Source organism: Micromonospora sp. WMMC415, from assembly GCF_009707425.1.
Taxonomy (GTDB): domain Bacteria; phylum Actinomycetota; class Actinomycetes; order Mycobacteriales; family Micromonosporaceae; genus Micromonospora.
The window spans coordinates 585,836-608,700 of the sequence record NZ_CP046104.1 but is presented as its reverse complement, the minus strand read 5'-3'; the positions used below and the strand labels follow the sequence as shown (position 1 = coordinate 608,700).

General features: G+C 73.3%; 17 protein-coding genes. 12 read left to right on the top strand and 5 right to left on the bottom strand.

Annotated elements, in window-relative coordinates; genetic code table 11:
* Position 1 precedes the first annotated feature (1 nt).
* A complete protein-coding gene (locus tag GKC29_RS02895; protein WP_155329351.1) occupies positions 2-1,540 on the top strand; it encodes a fused response regulator/phosphatase in 1,539 nt (512 codons plus the stop codon).
* 407 nt (positions 1,541-1,947) lie between these two features.
* On the opposite strand, the gene GKC29_RS02890 is transcribed toward GKC29_RS02895, so the two are convergent.
* The gene (locus GKC29_RS02890; protein ID WP_155329350.1) at positions 1,948-2,784 is read right to left on the bottom strand and encodes an AraC family transcriptional regulator; all 837 of its coding nucleotides are present in this window, start codon (positions 2,782-2,784) and stop codon (positions 1,948-1,950) included.
* 31 nt (positions 2,785-2,815) lie between these two features.
* Here GKC29_RS02890 and GKC29_RS02885 point away from each other — a divergent pair, with 31 nt between their 5' ends.
* The 6 genes from GKC29_RS02885 (at position 2,816) to GKC29_RS02860 (ending at position 8,903) form a co-directional block, all read left to right on the top strand.
* Entirely contained in the window at positions 2,816-3,391 is a 576-nt protein-coding gene (locus GKC29_RS02885; RefSeq protein WP_155329349.1) for a TIGR03086 family metal-binding protein, read from the top strand.
* A 79-nt stretch (positions 3,392-3,470) separates the two neighbouring features.
* The gene (locus GKC29_RS02880) at positions 3,471-4,007 is read left to right on the top strand and encodes a PadR family transcriptional regulator (protein WP_155329348.1); all 537 of its coding nucleotides are present in this window, start codon (positions 3,471-3,473) and stop codon (positions 4,005-4,007) included.
* A complete protein-coding gene (locus GKC29_RS02875) occupies positions 4,004-4,705 on the top strand; it encodes an ABC transporter ATP-binding protein (protein ID WP_155329347.1) in 702 nt (233 codons plus the stop codon). The genes GKC29_RS02880 and GKC29_RS02875 overlap by 4 nt, the downstream gene beginning before the upstream one ends.
* A complete protein-coding gene (locus GKC29_RS02870) occupies positions 4,702-6,246 on the top strand; it encodes an FtsX-like permease family protein (RefSeq protein WP_155329346.1) in 1,545 nt (514 codons plus the stop codon). The genes GKC29_RS02875 and GKC29_RS02870 overlap by 4 nt, the downstream gene beginning before the upstream one ends.
* A gap of 83 nt (positions 6,247-6,329) precedes the next feature.
* Positions 6,330-6,782, top strand: coding sequence for a hypothetical protein (locus GKC29_RS02865; RefSeq protein WP_230688896.1), 453 nt, complete (start codon positions 6,330-6,332; stop codon positions 6,780-6,782).
* 3 nt (positions 6,783-6,785) lie between these two features.
* Positions 6,786-8,903 carry a bifunctional polysaccharide deacetylase/glycosyltransferase family 2 protein gene (locus GKC29_RS02860; RefSeq protein WP_155329344.1) on the top strand — a complete coding sequence of 706 codons (2,118 nt, stop codon included), beginning with the start codon at positions 6,786-6,788 and terminating at the stop codon, positions 8,901-8,903.
* A gap of 72 nt (positions 8,904-8,975) precedes the next feature.
* On the opposite strand, the gene GKC29_RS02855 is transcribed toward GKC29_RS02860, so the two are convergent.
* Complete coding sequence (locus GKC29_RS02855) at positions 8,976-9,155, bottom strand: hypothetical protein (protein WP_155329343.1); 180 nt, start codon at positions 9,153-9,155, stop codon at positions 8,976-8,978.
* A 41-nt stretch (positions 9,156-9,196) separates the two neighbouring features.
* Here GKC29_RS02855 and GKC29_RS02850 point away from each other — a divergent pair, with 41 nt between their 5' ends.
* On the top strand, positions 9,197-10,141 hold the full coding sequence (locus GKC29_RS02850) for a threonine/serine dehydratase (RefSeq protein WP_155329342.1): 945 nt from the start codon (positions 9,197-9,199) through the stop codon (positions 10,139-10,141).
* A gap of 52 nt (positions 10,142-10,193) precedes the next feature.
* Here the strand turns inward: GKC29_RS02850 and GKC29_RS02845 are convergent, their stop codons facing one another.
* Positions 10,194-12,287, bottom strand: coding sequence for a S9 family peptidase (locus GKC29_RS02845; RefSeq protein ID WP_155333954.1), 2,094 nt, complete (start codon positions 12,285-12,287; stop codon positions 10,194-10,196).
* Positions 12,288-12,429: 142 nt separating this feature from the next.
* Between GKC29_RS02845 and GKC29_RS02840 the strand changes: the two genes are divergently transcribed.
* Positions 12,430-13,779 carry an FAD-binding oxidoreductase gene (locus GKC29_RS02840; RefSeq protein WP_155329341.1) on the top strand — a complete coding sequence of 450 codons (1,350 nt, stop codon included), beginning with the start codon at positions 12,430-12,432 and terminating at the stop codon, positions 13,777-13,779.
* A 60-nt stretch (positions 13,780-13,839) separates the two neighbouring features.
* Here the strand turns inward: GKC29_RS02840 and GKC29_RS02835 are convergent, their stop codons facing one another.
* Positions 13,840-15,912 (bottom strand): SpoIIE family protein phosphatase, encoded by a 2,073-nt coding sequence (locus GKC29_RS02835; RefSeq protein ID WP_155329340.1) that lies wholly within the window; start codon positions 15,910-15,912, stop codon positions 13,840-13,842.
* 189 nt (positions 15,913-16,101) lie between these two features.
* Between GKC29_RS02835 and GKC29_RS02830 the strand changes: the two genes are divergently transcribed.
* Together GKC29_RS02830 and GKC29_RS02825 are read left to right on the top strand one after the other, a co-directional pair.
* On the top strand, positions 16,102-20,472 hold the full coding sequence (locus GKC29_RS02830) for a HAMP domain-containing protein (protein ID WP_370463302.1): 4,371 nt from the start codon (positions 16,102-16,104) through the stop codon (positions 20,470-20,472).
* Positions 20,469-21,026, top strand: coding sequence for a two-component system response regulator (locus tag GKC29_RS02825; RefSeq protein WP_155329338.1), 558 nt, complete (start codon positions 20,469-20,471; stop codon positions 21,024-21,026). Before GKC29_RS02830 ends, GKC29_RS02825 begins: the two co-directional genes overlap by 4 nt.
* A 7-nt stretch (positions 21,027-21,033) precedes the next feature.
* Here the strand turns inward: GKC29_RS02825 and GKC29_RS02820 are convergent, their stop codons facing one another.
* Positions 21,034-21,369 (bottom strand): STAS domain-containing protein, encoded by a 336-nt coding sequence (locus tag GKC29_RS02820; RefSeq protein ID WP_155329337.1) that lies wholly within the window; start codon positions 21,367-21,369, stop codon positions 21,034-21,036.
* Positions 21,370-21,524: 155 nt separating this feature from the next.
* Between GKC29_RS02820 and hemL the strand changes: the two genes are divergently transcribed.
* On the top strand, positions 21,525-22,862 hold the full coding sequence (hemL, locus tag GKC29_RS02815; RefSeq protein ID WP_155329336.1) for a glutamate-1-semialdehyde 2,1-aminomutase: 1,338 nt from the start codon (positions 21,525-21,527) through the stop codon (positions 22,860-22,862).
* Positions 22,863-22,865 lie beyond the last annotated feature (3 nt).

Below are 22,865 nucleotides of genomic sequence, written 5' to 3'. Positions count from 1 at the left end.
CGTGGACGGCGGTCCCGCGACCGTCCTGGTGGTTGACGACAGTCGCACCAAGCGGTACCTGCTGGTGAGCTGGCTCTCCCGGGCCGGCTTCACGGTGCTGGAGGCGGAGACCGGTGGGGAGGCGCTGGCGCGGGTCGAAGTGGACCGGATCGACCTGGTGGTGCTCGACGTCCGCCTGCCCGACCTCAGCGGGTTCGAGGTATGCGAGCGAATCAAGGCGGACCATCCGGCCATACCGGTGATCCACGTGTCGGCTCACGCCGTGGACGTGGTGGACCGGGCGCAGGGGCTCACCCGGGGCGCGGACGCGTACCTGGCCGAGCCGATCGAGCCGGACGAACTGGTCGCCACCGCACATGCCGTTTTGCGTTACTACCAGGCCCGGCATCGGGCGGAACTGCTCGCCGAACGGCTGCTCGGGCTCGCCGACACCACGGTCGCGGTGCACGCCGCACCGAACTTCGCCCGGCTGCTGGAGGAGGCGGCCGCCGGTGCCGCGCAGATCTTCCGGTGCCCGGCCGCCGTGATCGCCGAGACCTTCGACGGCGACTGCCTGGCCGGCGTCGCCGCGGGGCCGAGCGCCGGGGCGGGCATCGTGCCGTGGGTCGTCGACGACTCGGGCATACCGACCGGAGCCACCGTCCGCGTGGACGACCCGGCCCGGTGGGGACTGGTCGACTGGCCGGCCGGCGACACGGTGACGGTGGCCGCCGCTCGGCTGCGCGAGGACCGGGCCCCGCTGTACGTGGTGGTGCCGACCGCCACGCAGACCGCCCGTACGCCGGTGCTGGTGCAGCTCGCCCAGGCCGTCGCGGCGGCGGTGGAGGCGCAGCGCTCCTTCGACGAGGAGCACCGCATCGCCGTCACCCTGCAGCGCAGCCTGCTGCCCCGCCGGATCCCGGAGATCGCCGGGCTCGACCTGGCCGTCCGCTACGAGCCGGCGAGCGCCCAGACCGAGGTGGGTGGGGACTTCTACGAGCTGGTGATGCTCGACGGCCACCTGCTGCTCGCCATCGGGGACGTGGCCGGGCACTCGCTGCACGCGGCGACCGTGATGGCCGAGCTGCGACATGCCGTACGCGCGTACGCGGTCGAGGGGCACCAGCCCGGCGAGATCCTGCACCGGGTGAACGAGCTGATGCGGACGCTGCTCCCGGCGGAGCTGGCGACGATCTGCGTCCTGCTGCTGCACCCCGGCACCGGCCACATCCGCATGGCCACCGCCGGCCATCTGCCGCCGCTGCTCCACGCGGACGGCCGGGTGGAGTTCGTGCAGCAGAGCGCCCCGCTGCTCGGGGTCCGCGCCCAGCGGCCCGCGGACCTGGAGTTCGTGCTGCCGCACGGCGCCACCCTGGTCTTCTACACCGACGGCCTCATCGAGCGGCGGGACGCCACCATCGACGACGGGCTGAGCGCCCTGGCGGCCGCCGCCACCCGGATCGACGACGACCTGGACCGCTTCTGCGCGCGGCTGCTCGTGGAGTTGGCCCCGCCCGAGATCCACGACGACGTGGCCGTGGTGGCCCTCCGCCGCCGCTGACCCGCGCCGCCCGTCGCCCGGCTGTCACCGGCCAGGGCGCTCGCCGCAGAGGCTCGGCGTCGCCGGCCGCCACTGAAGGTCACGTCCGGTCGGTGTCACTGTGGGTGACATGTGTTCCACGCCCGCGGATGACGCCGCGCTCCTTTGCTCTGCTTACACATACGCACGAGTCGGTTGAGCTGGGGCGCAGGCCCCAGCGCGTGAAGGAGTGGCACCTGCCGTGCTTGCCCTCCGTTACCAATGCGTCCGTTGAAGCAGAGCAAAGGACACCAGGGCCTGCCGAGTGGTGCGGCGAGGCGTGACCGAGAGTAACCTCCACCAGGTCGTCGGGGACGATCGTCCGGAACGGAAGAGCGTCAGCGGCAAATGGTGGTCCCGCGACGTCCACGGTGGGACGTGCGGTCGGGTCAGGTGAGCGAGCGGGCGTACCCGGCCGGGGTGCGGCCGGTGACCGCGCTGAACTCGCGGACCAGGTGGGACTGGTCGCTGTAGCCGAGGTCGGCGGCGAGACGCGCCCAGTCGAGAGGGCCGCCGGCCGCCTGCTCGATGGCCTCCTGGAGGCGGTAGCGGCGGATCACCCACTTCGGGCCGACGCCCACGTGCGCCAGGAACAGCCGTTGCAGGCGGCGGACCGAGGTGCCGTGGCGGCGGGCGACGTCGTCGACCCGGACCACCGTACGGTCGCCGCGGATCGATTCCACCAGGTCGATCACCTCGTCGTTGACCGGGTCCGGCTCGGGCGCCCAGCCGGTGAGCAGAGCGTCCAGCGTGCGGCAGCGCTCGGCGTCCGTACCCCCGCAGCGGCCGGCGTGGGACGGGCCGGCGCCGGCGCTCACCAGGGCGGCTGCCGGCGGCCAGCGGTCGGCCAGCGTGGGAAACGGCCAGCGACCGCCGGTCAGCTCGGCCACGGATCCGCGCCAGAACGGATGGAAGCCGCCGGGCCGGAACTGCACCCCGCTGACCCGCCCGCTGCCGACGAGGGTGACCGTGAAGAGTTCCCGCCCCACCCCGGCGACCTCGCCGGTCTCCGGGCCGTCGCCGTCGCGGCGGAACACCACGTTCACGGCGGGATGCGGCACGATCTGCTGGGCGAACGGCTCGGTCAGGTCCCAGTCGATGAGCCAGTAGTGCTCCACCCAGCGACGCAGCACCGGGGCGGGCAGACGTCGGCGGAAGCCGACCGCCCGGCGCAGCCGCGCCGGGTCGAGGATGCCCCGGTCGTCCCCGCGCGGCCGCTGTCGCATTTCTTCAAGACCACCTTCATACGCTGGCCCTATGGCCACACACACTAGCGACCTCCTGGCGGCCGCCACCCCCCGAACCGTCGCCGTGGTGCGCGGCATCGCCGACGACCAGCTCGACCTGTCCACGCCGTGCGCGGAGTTCACGGTGCGCGACCTGCTGAACCACCTCTTCGAGGTGGTGGTGAACTTCCAGGAGCTGGCGGCCAGGCGCCCCGCTACGTGGGCCGACAAGCCCGACCACCTCAGCGACGGATGGCGAAACCGGTTCGAGACCGAGACGCGACGGTTGATCGACGCCTGGTCCGACCCGGCCAGCGTGTCGGGTGTGTCGCCGGGCATGGGGCTGCCGCAGGAGACGGTCGGCGGCATGGTGCTGCTGGACCTGACCGTGCACGGGTGGGACCTGGCCGTCGCGACGGGCCAGCCGTACGAGCCGGCGCCCGAGGCGGTGGGTGCCCTGCACGAGCTGGTCGAGCAGCTCGGCCCGCTACCCCGGAAGATGGGCGTCTTCGCGGAGGCCGTGTCCACCGCGCCCGGCGTGCCCGACGCGCACCGGCTCCTCGCCGCCACCGGCCGCGATCCCGCCTGGACGGGCACCGCCCGCTGACCTTCGCCGGTTCCGGCGGCGCGCCGCGCGTCGCCGGGACCGTTGACATTAGCTATTCACTCGATGAATAGTGACGGACGTGTCCACACCGCACGTCCTCCTCGGGCTGCTCGCCACCGGCACCAGGCACGGTTACGAGCTGAAACGCGCCCACGACGAGCGGTTGCCCCGCGCCCGGCCGCTGGGCTTCGGCCAGGTCTACGCCACCCTCGGCCGGCTGCAGCGCGACGGCCTGGTCACGGCCGCCGGGCAGGAACGCGACGGCGGTCCGGACCGCACGACGTACGCGCTCACCGGTGCGGGTCGCGCCGCGCTGGACCGCTGGCTCGGTGAGGTCGAGCCACCGATGCCGTACGTGGCCAGCACGCTCTTCGCGAAGGTCACCGTGGCGCTGCTGGTGGCCGACGTGGACCGGGCCCGGGCGTGGCTGATCGCCCAGCGGCGGGCCCACACCGATCGGCTGCGCGAGCTGACCGCCGCCAAGTCGGCGCCCACCGCCACCCTCGACGACGTCGTCGCCCTCGACTTCGCCATCGCCCACCTCGACGCCGACCTGCGGTGGTTGCACACCACCCTGGACCGGGTCGCCGACTGGCACCGGGAGGTGCACTCGTGACGCAACTTCAGGCTCGCGGTGTGGTCAAGGCGTACGGGCCCACACCCGCGCTGCGCGGGGTCACGGTCGACCTCGCGGAGGGGGAGATCGTCGCGGTGACGGGGCCGAGCGGCGGCGGGAAGTCGACGTTGCTGCACTGCCTGGCCGGCATCCTGCGCCCGGACGTGGGCGAGGTGACATGGCGCGGCCACCGAATCGACACCTGGTCCGAGGCGGCCCGGTCCCGGCTGCGGCGGACCGAGTTCGGCGTGCTGTTCCAGTTCGGTCAGCTCGTCGCCGAGTTGACCGCGGCGGAGAACGTCGCCCTGCCCCTGCTCCTCGCCGGCGCGGGGCGGCGAGAGGCGCGGACGGCGGCGCTGACCTGGCTGGAGCGCCTCGGGGTGGCGGAACTCGCCGATACCCGGCCGGGCGAGATGTCGGGCGGCCAGCAGCAGCGCTGCGCCACCGCCCGCGCCCTGGTCACCGAGCCCCGGGTGCTCTTCGCCGACGAGCCGACGGGGGCGCTGGACACGCTCACCGGCGAGCAGGTGCTGACGCAGCTCGTGCGGCTCGCCCGCGAGCAGGGCACCGCGGTCGTGCTGGTGACGCACGAGCCGCGCGTCGCCGCGTACGCCGACCGGGAGATCGTTCTCCGCGACGGCCTCGTGGACCACACCGGCCTGGGCCTCGACGCGCCGCTGCTCGGGGAGCGGCGGTGAGGCCGGGCGCCGCGCTGCGTCTGGCCCTCGCGGGCACCCGCACCGACGCGGCGCGGGTGGCGCTGACCGCGCTCAGCGCCCTGCTGGCCACCCTCGCCGGGCTGGCCGCGTTGACCGTCCTCGCCATCCCGACCCCGTCGCACAGGTCGACCGGGCCGGGCACCGACTGGTCCGAGCAGGTCAGCAACAACTGGTCCGAGCAGTACAGCAACGCGCTGCTCCGGGAACCCGGCCTGCGCGGCGGTACGGCGTTCGCGCTGCTGCTGCTCACGATCCCGGTGCTGGCGCTGGCCGGCCAGTGCGCCCGACTCGGTGCGCCGGCCCGGGACCGGCGGCTCGCCGCCGTCCGGTTGGCCGGTGCCACGCCGGGCCAGGTGACCGGCCTCGCGGTGCTGGAGACCGGCCTGGCCAGCCTTCTCGGCACCGTGGTGGGGCTCGCGGTGTACCTGGGCGGCCGGGAGTTGCTGCACCGGCCCGACGGGCGGGGCCAACTCGCCCTGCCCACCGACGTACTGCCCCCGGCCGGCGCCGTGGCCGCCGTCGTGCTCGGGCTTCCGGTGGTCGCGGCCCTGGCCACCGCACTGATGCTGCGCCGGGTCACCACCACGCCGTTCGGGGTGGTGCGCCGGGTACGGGCCCGGGGACCGCGACCGTGGCCCGGCCTGCTGATCCTGGCCGGGCTCGCGGCGTTCAGCGCGATCCGGCCGCTGGGCCTCTGGTACGACCGGCGGTCGAGCGAACCGCCGGACTGGCTGCTGCCGGGCCTGCTGGTCACCGGTGGACTGGCCGCGATGATCGGCGTGGTGACCGGAGCCGGCTGGATCTCGTACACGGTCGGCCGGATCCTGCACCGGTGGGCGCGCCGCCCGGCCACGCTGCTGGCCGCCCGTCGCCTCACCGCCGACCCGTGGGCCGGCAGCCGCACCTTCGCCGCGCTGCTGGCGGCGGTGCTCCTCGGCGCCGGGGCCGCCGGGCTGCGAGCGCACTTCGAGGCCGCGCTCGTCCTCACCCGTCGGGTCGGCGGCGGTATGCGGGACGACCCCTTCTACCTCGACACGATGGACCTGGTGGACCTGACTGTCGCCGTGGCGATGCTGATCGCCGCCGGTGGGCTGGTGGTGGCCGTCGTCGAGGGTGTCACCGCCCGACGCCGGGCGTACGCGGCGCTGGTCGCCACCGGGGTGCCGCGCTCGACGCTGGGCCGGGCCATCGGCTGGCAGGCGCTCGCACCGGCCGTGCCCGCGATCGCCGTCGCACTCACCGTCGGGCTGCTGCTCGCCCGTGGCCTGTTCGGCACTCCGTCCGGCGGCGGTTACGAGCAGACGGTCTGCGACGCCGGGCCGCCGTGCGACGATCCCGCCACCCGGGCGGCGTACACCCGTACCGAGTGGGTGCCGGAGGTGACCGTGCCGCCCGCCGTACCGCTGGAGCAGCTCGCGGCGCTCGGCGGCGGCGCCCTGGCCGCGGTGCTGATGACGGTCGCGGCCGGCGTCCTCCTCCTGCGCACCAGCACGGTGGTCGAGGAGCTGCGGACGACCTGACCGCGTGTAACGCGCCGTTCCGGGCACACGCTGTTGCCACCGGAGGCCCGGCCGGCGGGCCCGGCGCCGGGGAATCGGCGCCCGTGGCAGCGGGAGAACTGCAGATGCACAACCAGCCGGGCGGACCGCCGCCGGTGTTCGTCGACCGGACGGGCCGGCGGCGCCGGCTCACCGTGATCGCCGGTACCGCGATGGGTCTCGGCCTGCTCACGAGCCTCGCCCTGATCCTGGCCGGTCTCTTCGTCGACTCGTCGGTCACGGTGCCCGGCTGGTCCGACGACCGCGCCCCGGTCGAGGCCGAGCTGGACGGCCGCGACGAACTGGGCGGCGCCTCGTCGGCGGCGCCCCGCCCGGAGCCGGCGACCAGCACCACCGTGCCGCGCCCGACGGCCACTCGCAGCACCGCACCGGCCATGCCGGCGACCAGTGCCACCCCCGCCGCCCGGCCGACCCCAGCAGACCAGCCGGGACAGGGCCAGGGCAACGGGCCGCGACCCACCGCGAAGCCGAGCCGCTCGCCGGGCAAGCCGAGCTGACAGGTGGCCCGGCACATTGCCCGCCGGGACCCGCGGGCGCACTGGTTCCTGCTCCTGCTCGGTGTGCTGCTGCTGCTCGCGGCACTCACCCTCAACGCGTTGGTCACCGGCCTGGCCGGTGGGTCCGGGCCGGCAGGTGACGGCCACGACGTCGCCGCGCCGGGTGTCCCGAAGGAGGTGACGACCGGCGGGCCGGTGCTGCGGTTGGATCGGGACGAGCCGGTGACCCGCGCGATGCCGGACCGTACCGTCGCGCTGACCTTCGACGACGGGCCCGATCCGCGCTGGACGCCGCAGGTGCTGGACGTGCTGCGCCGGCACGACGCGAAGGCGACCTTCTTCGTGGTCGGCGCCCGGGTCAACGAGCACCCCGATCTCGTCCGGCGGATGCTCGCCGAAGGGCACGAGATCGGCTCGCACACCTTCACCCACGCGCACCTGGGCGCCGCGTCGACCTGGCGCCGCGACCTGGAACTCTCCCTCACCCGCAAGGCGATCGCCGGCGCGACCGGTCGCGAGGTCACCCTGCTGCGCCCGCCGTTCTCCTCCGGGCCCGGGGAGCTGACCGGCCCGGAGTACGACGCGCTGCTCGCCGCCGCCGGCACCGGCCACGTCGCGGTCCTCGCCGACCGGGACACCAAGGACTGGCAGCGCCCGGGAGTCCCGGCGATCATCGAGGCGGCGACGCCGCAGCGGGGCCGCGGCGCGGTCGTCCTGATGCACGACGGCGGCGGGGACCGGTCGGAGACCGTCGCCGCACTGGAACGGCTGCTGCCCGACCTCACGAAACAGGGCTACCGGTTCACCACCGTCTCCGACGGGATCGAGGCGCCCGCCTCGATGGTGCCGACGAGCCTCGACAACCGGGTGAGCGGTACGGCGCTGCGGTGGACACAGACCGGTGCCCGCTGGGCGGCCGGCGCGATGGAAGCGCTGCTCGCCGTCGCGTTGGTGCTCGGACTGGCCCGGCTCGCCGTCCAGGTGGTCTGCGCGCAGCGCCACGTACGGCGGGTCCGCCGGCCGGCCCGCGGCCGGTACGCGGTCACCGAGCCGGTCTCGGTGATCGTGCCCGCGTACAACGAGGCGGCGAACATCGCGGCGACGGTGCGCTCCCTGGTCGCCAGCGCGTACCCGGCGCTGGAGGTGATCGTCGTGGACGACGGGTCCAGTGACGGCACCGCCGAGATCGTCGAACGGATGCGGCTGCGCGGCGTCCGGGTGGTCCGGCAGGCCAACGCCGGCAAGCCGGCCGCGCTGAACACCGGCATCCGGGCCGCCCGGGCGAACCTGCTGGTCCTCGTCGACGGGGACACCGTGTTCCAGCCGGACACCGTGTACCGGCTGGTGCAGGGCTTCGCCGACCCGACGGTCGGGGCGATCTCCGGCAACACGAAGGTCGCCAACCGGCGGCGGCTGCTCGGGCGCTGGCAGCACCTGGAGTACGTGATCGGCTTCAACCTCGACCGCCGGATGTACGACGTGCTGGAGTGCATGCCGACGATCCCGGGCGCGATCGGCGCGTTCCGCCGTGAGGTGCTGCTCGCCGTGGGTGGCGTCCCCGCCGACACGCTCGCCGAGGACACCGACCTGACCATGAAGGTGCTCCGGGCCGGCTGGCGGGTCGTCTACGAGGAGGCGGCCATCGCCTGGACCGAGGCGCCGTCGACGCTGCGCCAACTGTGGCGCCAGCGCTACCGCTGGTGCTACGGCACGATGCAGGCGATGTGGAAGCACCGGCACGCCCTGCGCGAGTCGGGTGCCGGCGGCCGGCTGGGCCGGCGTGGCCTGCCGTACCTGACCGTGTTCCAGATCGTGCTGCCGCTGGCCGCGCCGGCCGTGGACGTCTACGCGATCTACGGGCTGCTGTTCCTGCCGTGGACGACGCTCGTGCTGGCCTGGGCCGGGCTGCTCCTGCTCCAGGCGGCGACCGCCGGGTACGCCCTGCGGTTGGACCGGGAACGCCTCGGGCCGCTGTGGAGCCTGCCGTTCCAGCAGGTCGTCTACCGGCAGGTGATGTATCTGGTCGTGGTGCAGTCGGTGGTCACCGCGCTGATCGGGAACCGGCTGCGCTGGCAGCGCATGGTCCGTACCGGCGACGCCGCCGCGCTCCTGCGCGTGTAAGGAGGGGTCCCTTGTTAACGCCTCCGGTAGAGGAAGGGCCCCCTCTTGACACCGCCGATCCTGCACGGCGGCTCACCCACCGCTGAACAGGCCGGCCGAGAGCGCGAGCAGCGTGCCGACAGCACCGGAGCAGCAGCAGACCAGCAGGGCGGCGACCACCGCGAGGATGGCCCAGACCCGCCGGTCCCGCGCCGCCGCCCGCAGGCTCGACCGGGGTACGTCGTCCGCCGGCCCGTCGTCCCCCGTGCTCACGCCGGAAGTCTACGGTTCCGCGCACCGGGCAGGATGGGGCGATGGAGCTGGTGTCTCTCGACGACGTCCAGGTCGCCGCCGCGGACATCGCGGGCGTGGTCCTGCGTACCCCCTTGCTGCGGACCTGGTGGGACGCGGACCTGTGGTTGAAACCGGAGAGCCTGCAACCGGTGGGGTCGTTCAAGCTGCGGGGCGCGACGCACGCCGTCGCCCGACTGACCGCCGCCGAGCGGGCGCGCGGCGTCGTCACGCACTCGTCCGGCAACCACGGCCTGGCTCTGGCGTACGCGGCCCGCACCGCGGACGTACCCTGCCGGATCGTCGTCCCGGAGGGTGCCCCGGCGGTGAAGGTCGACCGGATCCGGGCGCTGGGCGTCGAGGTGATCACGGTGCCGCCGCCACGTCGAGGGCCGGAGGCGGAGCGGATCGCGGCGGAGACCGGGGCGGTGCTGGTGCCGCCGTTCGACGACCGGCGGATCATCGCCGGGCAGGGCACGATCGGCCTGGAGATCGTCGAGGACCTGCCCGACGTCGACGTGGTGCTGGTGCCGATCGGCGGGGGCGGGCTCTCGTCGGGCATCGCGACGGCGGTGACGGCGTTGCGTCCGGCAGCGACCGTGATCGGCGTCGAGCCGGACCTGGCCGCCGACACCCGCGACTCGCTGGCGGCCGGCTCGGTGGTGGTCTGGGGAGAGGAGCGCACCTACCGGACGATGGCCGACGGGCTGCGCCTACCGCCGTCCACGCTGACCCTCGCCCACCTGCGGGCCCGCCTCGACGGCATCGTCACCGTCACCGAGGAGGAGATCCGGGCGGCGATGGGCCGGCTCGTCCGGGACGCCCGGCTGGTGGTGGAGCCGAGCGCGGCGGTGGCGGTCGCGGCACGGCTGTTCCACGCCTCCGAGCTGCCGGGCGGACGTACGGTCGCCGTGGTGACCGGCGGCAACGTCGACCCTGCGGTGCTGGCGTCCGTGCTCGGGTGTTAGGAAGGGCCCCCTGTACAACGCCAGGCGTTAACAAGGGGCCCTTCCTTGCACCTCAGGCGCGGCCGAGCCGGTCGAGGATCCAGGCGTTGACGAACGCCTCCTCGCGCCAGGCGTCGTACCGGCCGCTCGGACCCCCGTGACCGGCACCCATCTCGGTCTTGAGCAGGTAGTCGCCCTGCGGGGCGGTCGCCCGCAGCCGGGCGATCCACTTCGCCGGCTCGTGGTAGAGCACCCGCGTGTCGTTGAGGCTGGTCACCGCGAGGATCGCCGGGTAGTCCACGGCCCGCACGTTCTCGTACGGCGTGTAGGACTTCATGTACGCGTACACCTCGGGGTCGTCGAGCGGGTTGCCCCACTCCTCCCACTCGGTGACGGTCAGCGGCAGCGACGGGTCGAGGATCGAGGTGAGCGCGTCCACGAAAGGCACCTGCGCGACGATCCCGGCGAACGCGTCCGGGGCGAGGTTGGCCACGGCGCCCATCAGCAGGCCACCGGCCGAGGCGCCCCGGGCGACCAGCCGGTCGCCGGCCGTCCAGCCGGCCTTGACCAGGTGCCGGGCGCAGGCCACGAAGTCGGTGAAGGTGTTCTTCTTGGCGAGCAGCTTGCCCTGGTCGTACCAGCGCCGGCCCAGCTCGCCGCCGCCCCGGATGTGCGCGACGGCGAAGACCACGCCACGGTCGAGCAGGGACAGTCGGGCCACCGAGAACCAGGGGTCCATGCTGGCCTCGTACGAGCCGTACCCGTAGATGAGGCACGGCGCGGAGCCGTCCCGGGGGGTGCCGGCCCGGCAGACCAGCGAGATGGGCACCCGGGTGCCGTCGTCGGCGAGCGCCCAGTCGCGGTGCTGCTCGTAGGCCGTCGCGTCGTACGGCCGCCCGTCCGGGCCCGGCAGCACCGGCTTCTGCCGGCGCAGCGTCATCTGTCGGGTCACCAGGTCGTAGTCGTACACCGAGTCGGGGGTGACCAGTGAGGTGTAGCCCAGCCGGACCTGCCGGGTGCGGTACTCCGGGTTGCTGCCCAGCCCGACGCTGTACAGCGGCTCGGGGAACTCGATGTCGTGCGGGTCGCCGCCGCCGATCGGCAGCACGCGCAATCCGGTGAGCCCGTTGGTGCGCAGCGTGACGACCAGGTGGTTCTCGAACGCGTCGACCGCCTCCAGCCGGGTGCCCGGGGAGTGCTCGATCAGCGGCACCCAGTCGCCGGGGGCGTCCGCCGAGGTGTACGCGAGCGCGAAGTCCTCGGCGCCGTCGTTGTGCAGGATCAGGAACCGGTGCCCGTGGTGCTCGACCGTGTACTCCACACCCTGCCGCCGGGGCGCCACCGAGGCCGGCGTGCCGGTCGGGTTGCCGGCGGGGATGACCAGCACCTCGCTGGTCACCTTGCTGTGGATGTCGATGACGACGAACTTCTCCGAGCGGGTCAGCTCGACGCCCACCCAGAACCGCTCGTCGTCCTCCTGGTGGACCACCGCGTCCTCGCTCGACGGGGTGCCCAGCGTGTGCCGCCACACCCGGTTCGGGCGCCACGCGTCGTCGACGGTCACGTAGAACAGCACCGAGGCGTCGGCGGACCAGGCGGTACCGTAGAACGTGTCCGGCACCTCGTCGGGAAGCAGTTCCCCGGTCGTCAGGTCCTTGACCCGCAGCGTGAAGCGTTCGTCTCCGGAGAAGTCCGTCGAGTAGGCCAGCCAGCGCCCGTCCGGGCTGACGTCGAACGCCCCGAGCGCGAAGAAGTCGTGCCCCTCGGCGAGCAGGTTGCCGTCGAGCAGTACCTCCTCGCCGTTCAGGGGCGCGCCGTCGAGACTGATCGGCGGGTCCGTCTCGGCGTCGCGGACGGCCCGTCGGCAGTGGACGCCGTACTGCTGGCCCTCGACCGTGCGGGTGTAGTACCAGTACCCGCCCTTGCGGGCGGGCACCGACAGGTCGGTCTCCTGGGTGCGCCGGCGGGTCTCCTCGAACAGTTGCCCGCGCAGGTCGGCGAGGTGGGCGGTCCGCTTCTCGGTGTACGCGTTCTCGGCGGTCAGGTGGGCGATCGTCTCCGGGTCGTCCTTGACGGCCAGCCAGGCGTACTCGTCGACGACGGTGTCGCCGTGGTGGGTGCGGTCGGTCGGCACCTGCTTGGCGACGGGCGCGGGCGACGGCTCCAGGTCGCGGCGGGGCGACAGACGCGCCGAGCCGGAGTTGTCGGAAGTCTCGGTGGTCACGCCGTCACGTTACCGGCCGGACGCCCGGTCACCCCTTCGTGCGACATGCCTTCCGCAACTTTCGAACATGTGTACGATGACCGGCATGGCGGCAGCAGCGAGTTCCACCGATCGGCCCGGCGCCCTCGACATCACCCGGAGGCTGGCGGAGATCTGCGGGCCGCCCTTCGCCCGCCTCGCCGGCGCGGCGGACGAGGTGGCCGGCCGCCCGGCCCGCTGGGTCGCCGTCCCGGGCGGGCCGCGCGCCGCCGCCGAGGTGCTCCGGCTGGCGGCCCGGCACGACCTGACCGTGGTTCCGCGCGGAGCCGGCACGAAGATCGACTGGGGGGCCGCCCCCGAGCGGGTCGACATCATGCTCGACACCGGCCGGCTCGCCGGCATCGGGCACGAGCCGGTCGGCGCCGCGAGCGCCGAGATCGGCGCCGGCACCCCGTTGCGGGCCGTGCAGGCCACCCTGGAGCGCACCGGCCAGCGGCTCGCCCTGGACGCGCCGTCCAACGGCGCCACCCTCGGCGGGGTCCTGGCCGCCGGCGAGGCCGGTCCCCTGCGGCACCGCCACGGCACCGCGTGCGACCAGCTCGTGTCCCTGCGCTATCTGGACGCCGACGGCGAGCTGGTCGGTGCCGGTGGCGGCGCCGAGGGGCTGGAGCTGGCCCGCCTGCTCTGCGGCTCGCAGGGCGCCCTCGGCGTGCTGGTCTCCGCCACCCTCCGGGTGCACGCCGTGCCGGCGAGCCGGATCTGGGTCACCCGTCCGGTGTGGACACCGCTGGAGGTGCACGACCTCGTGCGTACGGTGCTCGCCGCCCGCCTCGATCCGGCGGCGGTCGAGTTGGACCTCCCGGCCGGCGCGGGACCCCGGCCGAGGCAGGGGGGCCGGGCCGAGTCGATGGCGCGCCACCCGTCGATGACGGGACGCACCACCACCGGCCCGGCCCGGGCCGGCACCCTGGTCGTCCTCCTGGAGGGTGGGCCCGCCGACGTGGCCGAGCGCGCCGACCGGATGGTGTCGCTGCTCGGCCCCGGCGCCACGGCCAGCCACTCCGCGCCGGAGTGGTGGCGGCGTTACCCGTTCGGCCCGGGCGACACGGCGCTCCGGCTGGAGGTCCCGATCAGCGACCTGCACGCGGCCGTGTACGCGCTGCGCGACGCCGCCGGCGCGCCCGTCCCGGTCCGTGGCTCCGCCGGGCTCGGCGTCGTGCACGCGGCCCTGCCCGGTGCGATGCCCGCCGAGCGGGTGGCGTCGATCCTCGCCGCCGTGCGGGGGGTCCTGCTCGCGCGGCAGGGGCGGTGTGTGGTGGTCTCGGCCCCGGAGCCGGTGCGACGGGCGGTCGACCTGTGGGGTGAGCTGGCCGGGCTGGCCCGGCTCCGCGCCGCCAAGGAACACCTCGACCCGCACCACCGGCTCGCGCCCGGCCGCCTCCCCGGCGGCCTTTGACCCGTTCCGGACCTCCCGCGCAGGCCCCGCTGGCCGGCCGTCCCGGCCCGGCCGGGGCGGTCAGCCGGCGTCGTTGCGGAGGACCAGGATGGCGATGTCGTCGCGGGGCGGCTCGGGGGAGAAGCCGATCGCGGTCGAGCGCAGGCGGGCGGCCACCACGTCGGCGGAGTACGCGGCGAGCGGGGCGGCCGCGTCCCGGAGGCGGTCGACACCGAACAGCTCCCGGCCGCGCCGCCGTTCGGTGACCCCGTCCGTGTAGAAGATCAGCGAGTCGCCTGGGTCGAGCGGGATCTCCGCCGTCGGCGAGGCGATCGAGTCGAGCAGGCCGAGCGCGGTGCCGCCGGTGCCGACGAAGTCGGCCCCGCCCGCGGAGCGCAGCAGCACCGGGCGGTCGTGGCCGGCCAGGTGCAGTGACACGTCGAGCTGGTCGCCGTCGCCCGGCCCGACCGCCGCCAGCGCCAGCGTGCAGTACCGTCCGCCGCCCCGCTCCACCAGCGTCCCGTTGAGCCGGGCCAGCGCCTCGGGCAGCGGCTTGCCGTCGCCGACCAGCGTGCGGATCACGTCCCGGACCAGGCCGGTGACCGCCGCGGCCTGCACACCCTTGCCGGAGACGTCGCCGATGACCACCAGCCAACGCCCGTCGGGCAGCGGCAGCACGTCGTAGAAGTCGCCGCCCACCTCGGCGTCGTCCCCGGTCGGGACGTACTCGGCGGCGAAGCCGATCCCCTCGACCACCGGAAGCACCGGTGGCAGCAGGGACTGCTGGAGGGTCTGGGCGACCCGGCGGCGCTCGGCGTGGATCCGGGCGTTCTCGATCGCCAGCGCCGCCCGGCGGGCCACGTCCTCCAGGACGGCCACCTCGTCCGGGTCGTGGCGGTGCCGCTGGTGCCGGCCCACGGCCAGGGTGCCCAGCCGCTGACCACGGGCGATCAGCGGCACGGCGAAACCCTCCATCGGCGCGCCCAGCGGCAGCTGGGTGCCGTTGCGGGACGCCTCGCGCAGGCGGGCCTGGATCGACTCCGGCCCGGTCTCCCGGAGCACCGCGTGCAGCTGCGGCAGCACCGACTCGTCGGCGTGGCTGGCCGCCGCCAGCCGCAGCCGGCCCCACTCGTCCGTGGTGTGCACCGCGCACCACTGCCCGAGCCGGGGCACCACGAGCTGCGGAACGAGCGCCATGGTCAGCTCGACGTCGAGGGACTGGGCGAGCAGCTCGCTCGCCTCCGCGAGGAACGTCAACCAGGCCTGCCGCCGGACGTCGGCGCGACGCAGCCGGTCGTTCTCCAGGTGCAGCGAGAGCCGCTCGGCCATCAGCGCCGCCAGTGGCCGGGCGTACGCGGACGGCGCCGCGTCCAGCTCCAGCTCGCCGGCGTACGGGCGGTGGACGGTGAGCGGCACCCGGAGCAGTTCGTGGCCCGCCCGGGGTTGCCGACCGTAGCGCGCCAGCACCTGCGGGCCCTGTCCGTCGCCCCGGTCCAGCCGGACCACGCCACCGGCCGCGCCGACCATCTCGGCGACCCGGGCCAGCAGGCTGGTCGCGAAGTCGGGGAGCGGATCGTCGGCGTACGGGTCGGGGGTGGTCTGCATCAGCTGGCTCATCGCCGCGGCGCTCGGCGCGGAGCTGTCGCCGGCCGGGGGGTCACCGCCGGCGGACGCCGCGTTCGGCACGACCGGGGCGTCCCCGGCCGGCGCGGCGCCGGGCGGAGCCGGACGGTCGAGGCGGAACCAGACACCCTTCCCGGTGGGCAGGTACGTGGTGCCCCACCGGCTGGCGAAGTGGTCGACGAGCAGCAGACCCCGCCCGCGTTCCGAGATCTCGGTGATGTCGCTGCTCTCGTTGCGGACGCCGACGGTCAGCTCGTCCACCGGCCCGCCGGCGAAGTCGGACACGGTCACGGTGAGGCCGAGGCGGTCGGCGACCACCTCGACGTCCAGTTCGGTGCGGGCGTGTTCGACGGCGTTGGTGGACAGCTCGGTGGTGAGCAGCAGCGCCTCGTTGGTCAGCTCCTCCAGGTGCGCCTCGGCGAGCACGGACCGGACGAGGGCCCGCGCGGCGGCGGGCGTACGCCGGTCGGCGGGGAGCCGGACCCGCCGGACGTGCTCGTCCCGCCCGCCGGGCTCCGCCTCCGCTGACATCCCCGTATCCTCCATCGCCGCCCCTGCGGGTGCCAAGCGAACCGTACGGACCGATCACGGCCCGTCAGCGGTCCGGGATGGCGCCTGATGTCCGATCCGGTACGCATTGACCGTCGCGCTGGCCTGGCGTAGACCGGGTCGCAGGCACAATATGGGATGGCCGACCTGTCGCCCCGACGTGAGCGAGGAATGATGACCACGGCGAAACAGCCGGTGGCGGATCCGTCCGCGCCGGACCACGAGGCGGTCCTCGTCGAGCTGACCGAGGCGTTGCGGCGGGTCCGCCGCGGTGATCTCAAGGTGCGGCTGCCCCGCCGGGCGGGCCGCGCGGGTGAGGTGGCGGACGCCTTCAACGAGGTGGTCTCGCTCCAGGAACGGCAGTACCACGACCTGCGCAGGATCAGCCGGATCGTCGGCCGGGACGGCCGGCTCACCGAGCGCCTCGACGACGAGGGCCTGGACGGCTCCTGGGCCGAGGGGCAGCGCGCGGTCAACTCCCTCATCGACGATCTCGGTCGCCCCACCACGGAGATCGCCCGGGTCATCGTGGCGGTCGCCGAGGGCGACCTCTCGCAGCACATGGCGTTGGAGATCGACGGCCGACCCCTGCGCGGTGAGTACCTGCGCATCGGCCGCACGGTGAACACGATGGTCGACCAGCTCTCGTCGTTCGCGGACGAGGTGACCCGGGTGGCCCGCGAGGTGGGCACCGAGGGCAAGCTCGGCGGCCAGGCCGACGTCCGGGGCGTCGCCGGCACGTGGAAGGACCTCACCGACTCGGTGAACACCATGGCGTCGAACCTGACCGGCCAGGTGCGGTCGATCTCCCAGGTGGCGACGGCCGTGGCGAAGGGCGACCTGTCGCAGAAGATCACCGTGGGGGCGCGGGGCGAGGTCGCCGAGCTGGCCGACACGATGAACTCGCTGACCGACACCCTGCGCCTCTTCGCCGAGCAGGTGACCCGGGTGGCCCGGGAGGTGGGCACGGAGGGCAAGCTCGGCGGCCAGGCCGAGGTGCCGAACGTGGCCGGCACCTGGAAGGACCTCACCGACAGCGTCAACTCGATGGCGTCGAACCTGACGTCGCAGGTGCGCAACATCGCCCAGGTCTCCACGGCGGTGGCCCGCGGCGATCTCTCACAGAAGATCACCGTCGCGGCGCAGGGCGAGATCCTGGAGCTGAAGGACACCGTGAACACGATGGTGGACCAGCTCAGCTCGTTCGCCGACGAGGTCACGCGGGTGGCGCGTGAGGTGGGCATCGAGGGCAAGCTGGGTGGTCAGGCCCAGGTGCGCGGGGTCTCCGGCACGTGGCGGGACCTCACCGAGAACGTCAACCAGCTCGCCGGCAACCTGACCAGCCAGGTCCGCAACATCTCGCAGGTCTCGACGGCGGTGGCGAAGGGTGACCTGAGCCAGAAGATCACGGTGGACGCGCAGGGCGAGATCCTGGAGCTGAAGAACACCGTGAACACGATGGTGGACCAGCTGTCGTCGTTCGCCGACGAGGTCACGCGGGTGGCGCGTGAGGTGGGCACCGAGGGCAAGTTGGGTGGTCAGGCCCAGGTCAAGGGCGTCTCCGGTACGTGGCGGGACCTGACCGACAACGTGAACTCGATGGCGTCGAACCTGACGTCGCAGGTTCGCAACATCGCCTCGGTCACCACCGCGGTGGCGAAGGGCGACCTGAGCCAGAAGATCACCGTCGACGCCCGGGGCGAGATCCTGGAGCTGAAGTCGACGGTGAACACGATGGTCGACCAGCTCAGCTCGTTCGCCGACGAGGTGACCCGGGTGGCGCGTGAGGTGGGCACCGAGGGCAAGCTGGGTGGTCAGGCCCAGGTCCGTGGCGTCGCCGGCACGTGGCGCGACCTGACCGACAACGTGAACTCGATGGCGTCGAACCTGACGTCGCAGGTCCGCAACATCGCCCAGGTCTCGACGGCGGTGGCGAAGGGTGACCTGAGCCAGAAGATCACGGTGGACGCGCAGGGCGAGATCCTGGAGCTGAAGAACACCGTGAACACGATGGTGGACCAGCTGTCGTCGTTCGCCGACGAGGTGACCCGGGTGGCCCGTGAGGTGGGCACCGAGGGCAAGTTGGGTGGCCAGGCCCAGGTCAAGGGCGTCTCCGGTACGTGGCGGGACCTGACCGACAACGTGAACTCGATGGCGTCGAACCTGACGTCGCAGGTTCGCAACATCGCCTCGGTCACCACCGCGGTGGCGAAGGGCGACCTGGGCCAGAAGATCACGGTGGACGCGCAGGGCGAGATCCTGGAGCTGAAGAACACCGTGAACACGATGGTGGACCAGCTGTCGTCGTTCGCCGACGAGGTCACGCGGGTGGCCCGGGAGGTCGGCATCGAGGGCAAGTTGGGTGGTCAGGCCCAGGTCAAGGGCGTCTCCGGTACGTGGCGGGACCTCACCGAGAACGTCAACCAGCTCGCCTCGACGCTGACCACGCAGCTGCGCGCCATCGCGCAGGTCTCCACCTCGGTGACCCGGGGCGACCTGACCCAGCGGATCGCGGTCGAGGCGCAGGGCGAGGTCGCCGAGCTGAAGGACAACATCAACCAGATGATCGTCACCCTCCGGGAGACGACCAAGAAGAACGCCGAGCAGGGCTGGCTGGACTCCAACCTGGCCCGCATCGGTGGTCTGCTCCAGGGTCAGCGGGACCTCGGCGAGGTCTGCCGCATGATCATGATGGAGGTGACGCCGCTGGTCGACGCCCAGCTCGGCGCGTTCTTCCTCGTCGACGACTCGGAGGGAAGCGTCCGGCTGCGGCTCGCCGCCTCGTACGGCTACGTGGCGCGCGGACACGACGTCACCTTCGGCCCCGGCGAGGGGCTCGTGGGGCAGACCGCGCTCTCCCGCCGCACCATCCGGGTCAGCGCGGCCCCGGACGGCCGGCTCACGCTGCGCTCGGGGCTCGCCGACACGCCGCCGGCCGACCTGGTCGTGCTGCCGGTGCTCTTCGAGGGCGAGCTGCTCGGCGTGATCGAGTTCGCCGGCGTGTCGGCCTTCTCCGACCTGCACCTGGCGTTCCTCGAGCGGCTCGTCCTGACGATCGGCGTCGCGGTCAACACCATCCAGGCGAACCGGCGTACGGAGGAACTGCTCGCCCAGTCGCAGCGGCTGGCCCACGAGCTGCAGGAGCAGTCGGCCGAACTCCAGCGCACCAACGCGGAGCTGGAGGACAAGGCGAAGCTGCTGTCGGAGCAGAAGGGCAACATCGAGACGAAGAACCGGGAGATCGAGCTGGCCCGGCTCGGCCTGGAGGAGAAGGCGCAGCAGCTCACCCGGGCGTCGGCGTACAAGTCGGAGTTCCTGGCGAACATGAGCCACGAGCTGCGTACGCCGCTGAACTCCCTGCTGCTGCTGGCCCGGCTGCTCGCCGAGAACTCGGAGCGGAACCTCAGCCCGAAGCAGATCGAGTTCGCCAGGACGATCCACAGCGCCGGCTCCGACCTGCTCTCGCTGATCGACGACATCCTCGACCTGTCCAAGATCGAGGCGGGCCGGATGGACGTCGAGCCGACCGAGATCCGGTTCGCCGAGATCCGCGGCTACGTCGAGCAGGCGTTCGCGCCCCAGGCGGAGGAGAAGGGCCTGGACTTCGACGTCCAGGTCAGCGGGGACCTGCCGGAGGCGATCGTCACCGACGCCCAGCGCTTGCAGCAGATCCTCCGCAACCTGCTCTCCAACGCGGTCAAGTTCACCGACGCCGGCGCGGTGACACTCAAGATCGGTCCGGCGCCGGGTAACGCGGTGTTCGACGTGCCGGCGCTGACCAACGCCCGGCAGGTGATCGCGTTCACCGTTGCGGACACCGGCATCGGCATCTCCGACGACAAGCTCTCGATCATCTTCGAGGCGTTCCAGCAGGCCGACGGCACCACCAGCCGCCGCTACGGCGGCACCGGCCTGGGGCTGTCGATCAGCCGGGACCTGGCCCGGCTGCTGGGTGGTGCGATCAGCGTGTCGTCGGCGCCCGGGCAGGGGTCGACGTTCACGCTCTTCGTACCCGACGTGTTGGCCCCGGACGCCGTCGTGGCGCCGGCGCCGCCCTCGCCCACCCGGGCGGGCCTCCCGTCGTCGCTGCTGATGCCGCCGGTGGAGCTGCTGCCGGAGGCGTCGGAGGCGCCGGCCACGCGCCAGCTGGAGGGTGCGACGGTGCTGATCGTGGACGACGACGTCCGGAACGTCTTCGCCTTGACCAGCGCATTGGAGCTGCACGGCATGACCGTGTTGTACTCGGACAACGGGGCGGACGGCGTCCGCCTCCTGGCCGAGCATCCCGAGGTGGACATCGTGCTGATGGATGCCATGATGCCCGACCAGGACGGATACGAGACGACGCGGCAGATCCGGCGTAATCACCGGTTCGCCGACCTGCCGATCGTCTTCCTGACCGCGAAGGCGATGCCCGGTGACCGGGAGTCGGCTCTGGCGGCCGGGGGTAGTGACTACATCACCAAGCCGGTCGACCTGGACGAGCTGATCGAACGCATGTCGTCCTGGATCAGTGGCAGCCGGAGCGAGGAGAGTTCGTGACCCAGATGGCGAAGGCGCTGCTGGTGGACGACCGCCGGGAGAACCTGATGGCCCTGGAGGCGATCCTCCAGGGGCTTCCGGTGCAGTCGGTGGCGGTGGAGAGCGGCGAGGCGGCGTTGAAGCAGCTCCTCGTCGACGACTTCGCGGTGATTCTCCTCGACGCGCAGATGCCCGACATGGACGGCTTCGAGACGGCCAGCCACATCAAGCGGCGGGAGCGTACCCGGCACGTCCCGATCATCTTCCTCACCGCCGCCGACCGGGACGCTCAGCTCGCGCTGCGCGGGTACGCGGCCGGCGCGGTGGACTACCTGACCAAGCCGTTCGACCCGTGGGTGCTGCGTGCCAAGGTGTCGGTGTTCGTGGAGCTGTGGGTGAAGACGCGGCAGCTCGCGGCGCAGTCCGACCTGGTCCGGGAGCGTGACCGGCAGTGGCGGCTGCTGACCGACGCGGTGGACGAGGCGACCGCCCTGCTGCGCGGCGACGCGGACCCGGAGGCGGTGGCCCGCGCGATCGACCTGCTGGAGCAGGCCCGCTGGGGCAACACCGACTGACGGCCGGTCAGGTGGTGGGGGCGTCGTTGCGGATCATCAGGGCGCTGCGGAGGCCCGTGATGTCGAGGACGCGGAGCAGGAACTCGCCCACGTTGGTGAGGACCAGCAGGCTCTGGGCATGACTGGCCTTGCGACTGAGCACGACCAGCGTGCCCAGGCCCTGCGAGTCGCAGAAGGTGACGCCGCCCAGGTCGAGCACGATCCGCGGCGGCGGATCCGTCAGCACCTCGTTGACGACGGTCGAGAGCTGGGCGGCCGTGAGCATGTCGATCTCACCGGCGAGACGCAGGATGGCCTCGTCACCCGACCGGTGCAGCGTGATGGACAGTTCGGCACGATCCACCGGGTCAGCCTATCGCGATCTCGACGCACCGGCCCGGCGAGGCGGAGCGGGCCCGGCGACCAGGGGCGGAGGACACCCGGCCGGGGTGAGACTGGTAACCCCCGGTACGGGGTGCCTGCCGATCGGGCCTCCGACGCTGACACAATGGCGGCATCGTGACCGATCTGTTTCCCGCCGGATCCGGCCGCTACCCGGCCGACGCACCGGCCTCCGAGGCCCTGTTCGCCCGCGCCCGCGCCCTCGTGCCGGGCGGGGTGAACTCCCCTGTCCGCGCCTTCCGGGCGGTCGGCGGCACCCCGCGGTTCATGGTCCGGGGGGAGGGGCCCTGGCTGTACGACGCGGACGGGCGGCGCTACGTCGACCTGGTCTGCTCGTGGGGGCCGCTGATCCTCGGCCACGCCCACCCGGCGGTGGTCGAGGCGCTGCGCGAGGCCGCCGCCCTCGGCACCAGTTTCGGCACTCCCACCCCCGGTGAGGTGGAGTTGGCCGCCGAGATCGTCGACCGCACCCCGGTCGAGCAGGTGCGGCTGGTCAACTCGGGCACCGAGGCCACCATGTCGGCGATCCGGTTGGCCCGCGGCTTCACCGGCCGCTCCAAGATCATCAAGTTCGCCGGCTGCTACCACGGGCACTCGGACGCGCTGCTCGCCGCCGCCGGGTCCGGCGTCGCCACCCTCGGCCTTCCCGATTCACCCGGCGTGACCGGCGCGGCGGCCGGCGACACGATCGTGCTGCCGTACAACGACCTGACCGCCGTCGAGGCGGCCTTCGCCGCCGAGGGACCGCACATCGCCGCGGTCATCACCGAGGCCGCCGCCGGCAACATGGGTGTGGTCGCCCCGCGCGACGCCTTCAACCAGCGGCTCGCCGCGATCGCCCACGCGCACGGCGCGCTGCTCATCGTCGACGAGGTGATGACCGGGTTCCGGGTCTCCCGCTCCGGGTGGCACGGCCTCGACGCCTCCGAGGCCGACCTGTGGACGTACGGGAAGGTCATGGGTGGCGGCCTGCCCGCCGCGGCCTTCGGCGGACGCGCGGAGGTGATGGGGCGCCTCGCCCCGGCCGGGCCGGTCTACCAGGCCGGCACGCTCTCCGGTAACCCCCTCGCCTGCGCCGCCGGCCTGGCCACGCTCCGGCTCGCCGACGACGCGGTCTACCGCAGGCTGGACGAGACGGCCGCCGTCGTGGGCAAGCTGGCGGGCGACGCGCTGGCCGCCGCCGGGGTCCCGCACCGGCTGTCGTACGCGGGCAACATGTTCTCGATCTTCTTCACCGACGCCGACGTGGTCGACTACGACAGTGCGCGCACCCAGCAGGTGCCGGCGTTCAAGGCGTTCTTCCACGCGATGCTCGCGGCCGGGGTCTACCTGCCGCCGAGCGCGTTCGAGTCGTGGTTCGTGTCGGCGGCGATCGATGACGCCGCCCTGGAGCAGATCGCCGGGGCGCTTCCGGCGGCGGCGGCCGCGGCGGCTGCGGCGGGTCACGGGGGGTAGCGG

Bases quoted from the DNA above. Each gene is read 5' to 3' on its own strand.
- GKC29_RS02885 (WP_155329349.1), top strand. From the start codon at position 2,816: ATGGCCACACACACTAGCGACCTCCTGGCGGCCGCCACCCCCCGAACC.
- GKC29_RS02850 (WP_155329342.1), top strand. From the start codon at position 9,197: ATGGAGCTGGTGTCTCTCGACGACGTCCAGGTCGCCGCCGCGGACATC.
- GKC29_RS02830 (WP_370463302.1), top strand. From the start codon at position 16,102: ATGATGACCACGGCGAAACAGCCGGTGGCGGATCCGTCCGCGCCGGAC.
- GKC29_RS02835 (WP_155329340.1), bottom strand. From the start codon at position 15,912: ATGTCAGCGGAGGCGGAGCCCGGCGGGCGGGACGAGCACGTCCGGCGG.
- GKC29_RS02840 (WP_155329341.1), top strand. From the start codon at position 12,430: ATGGCGGCAGCAGCGAGTTCCACCGATCGGCCCGGCGCCCTCGACATC.
- GKC29_RS02890 (WP_155329350.1), bottom strand. From the start codon at position 2,784: ATGCGACAGCGGCCGCGCGGGGACGACCGGGGCATCCTCGACCCGGCG.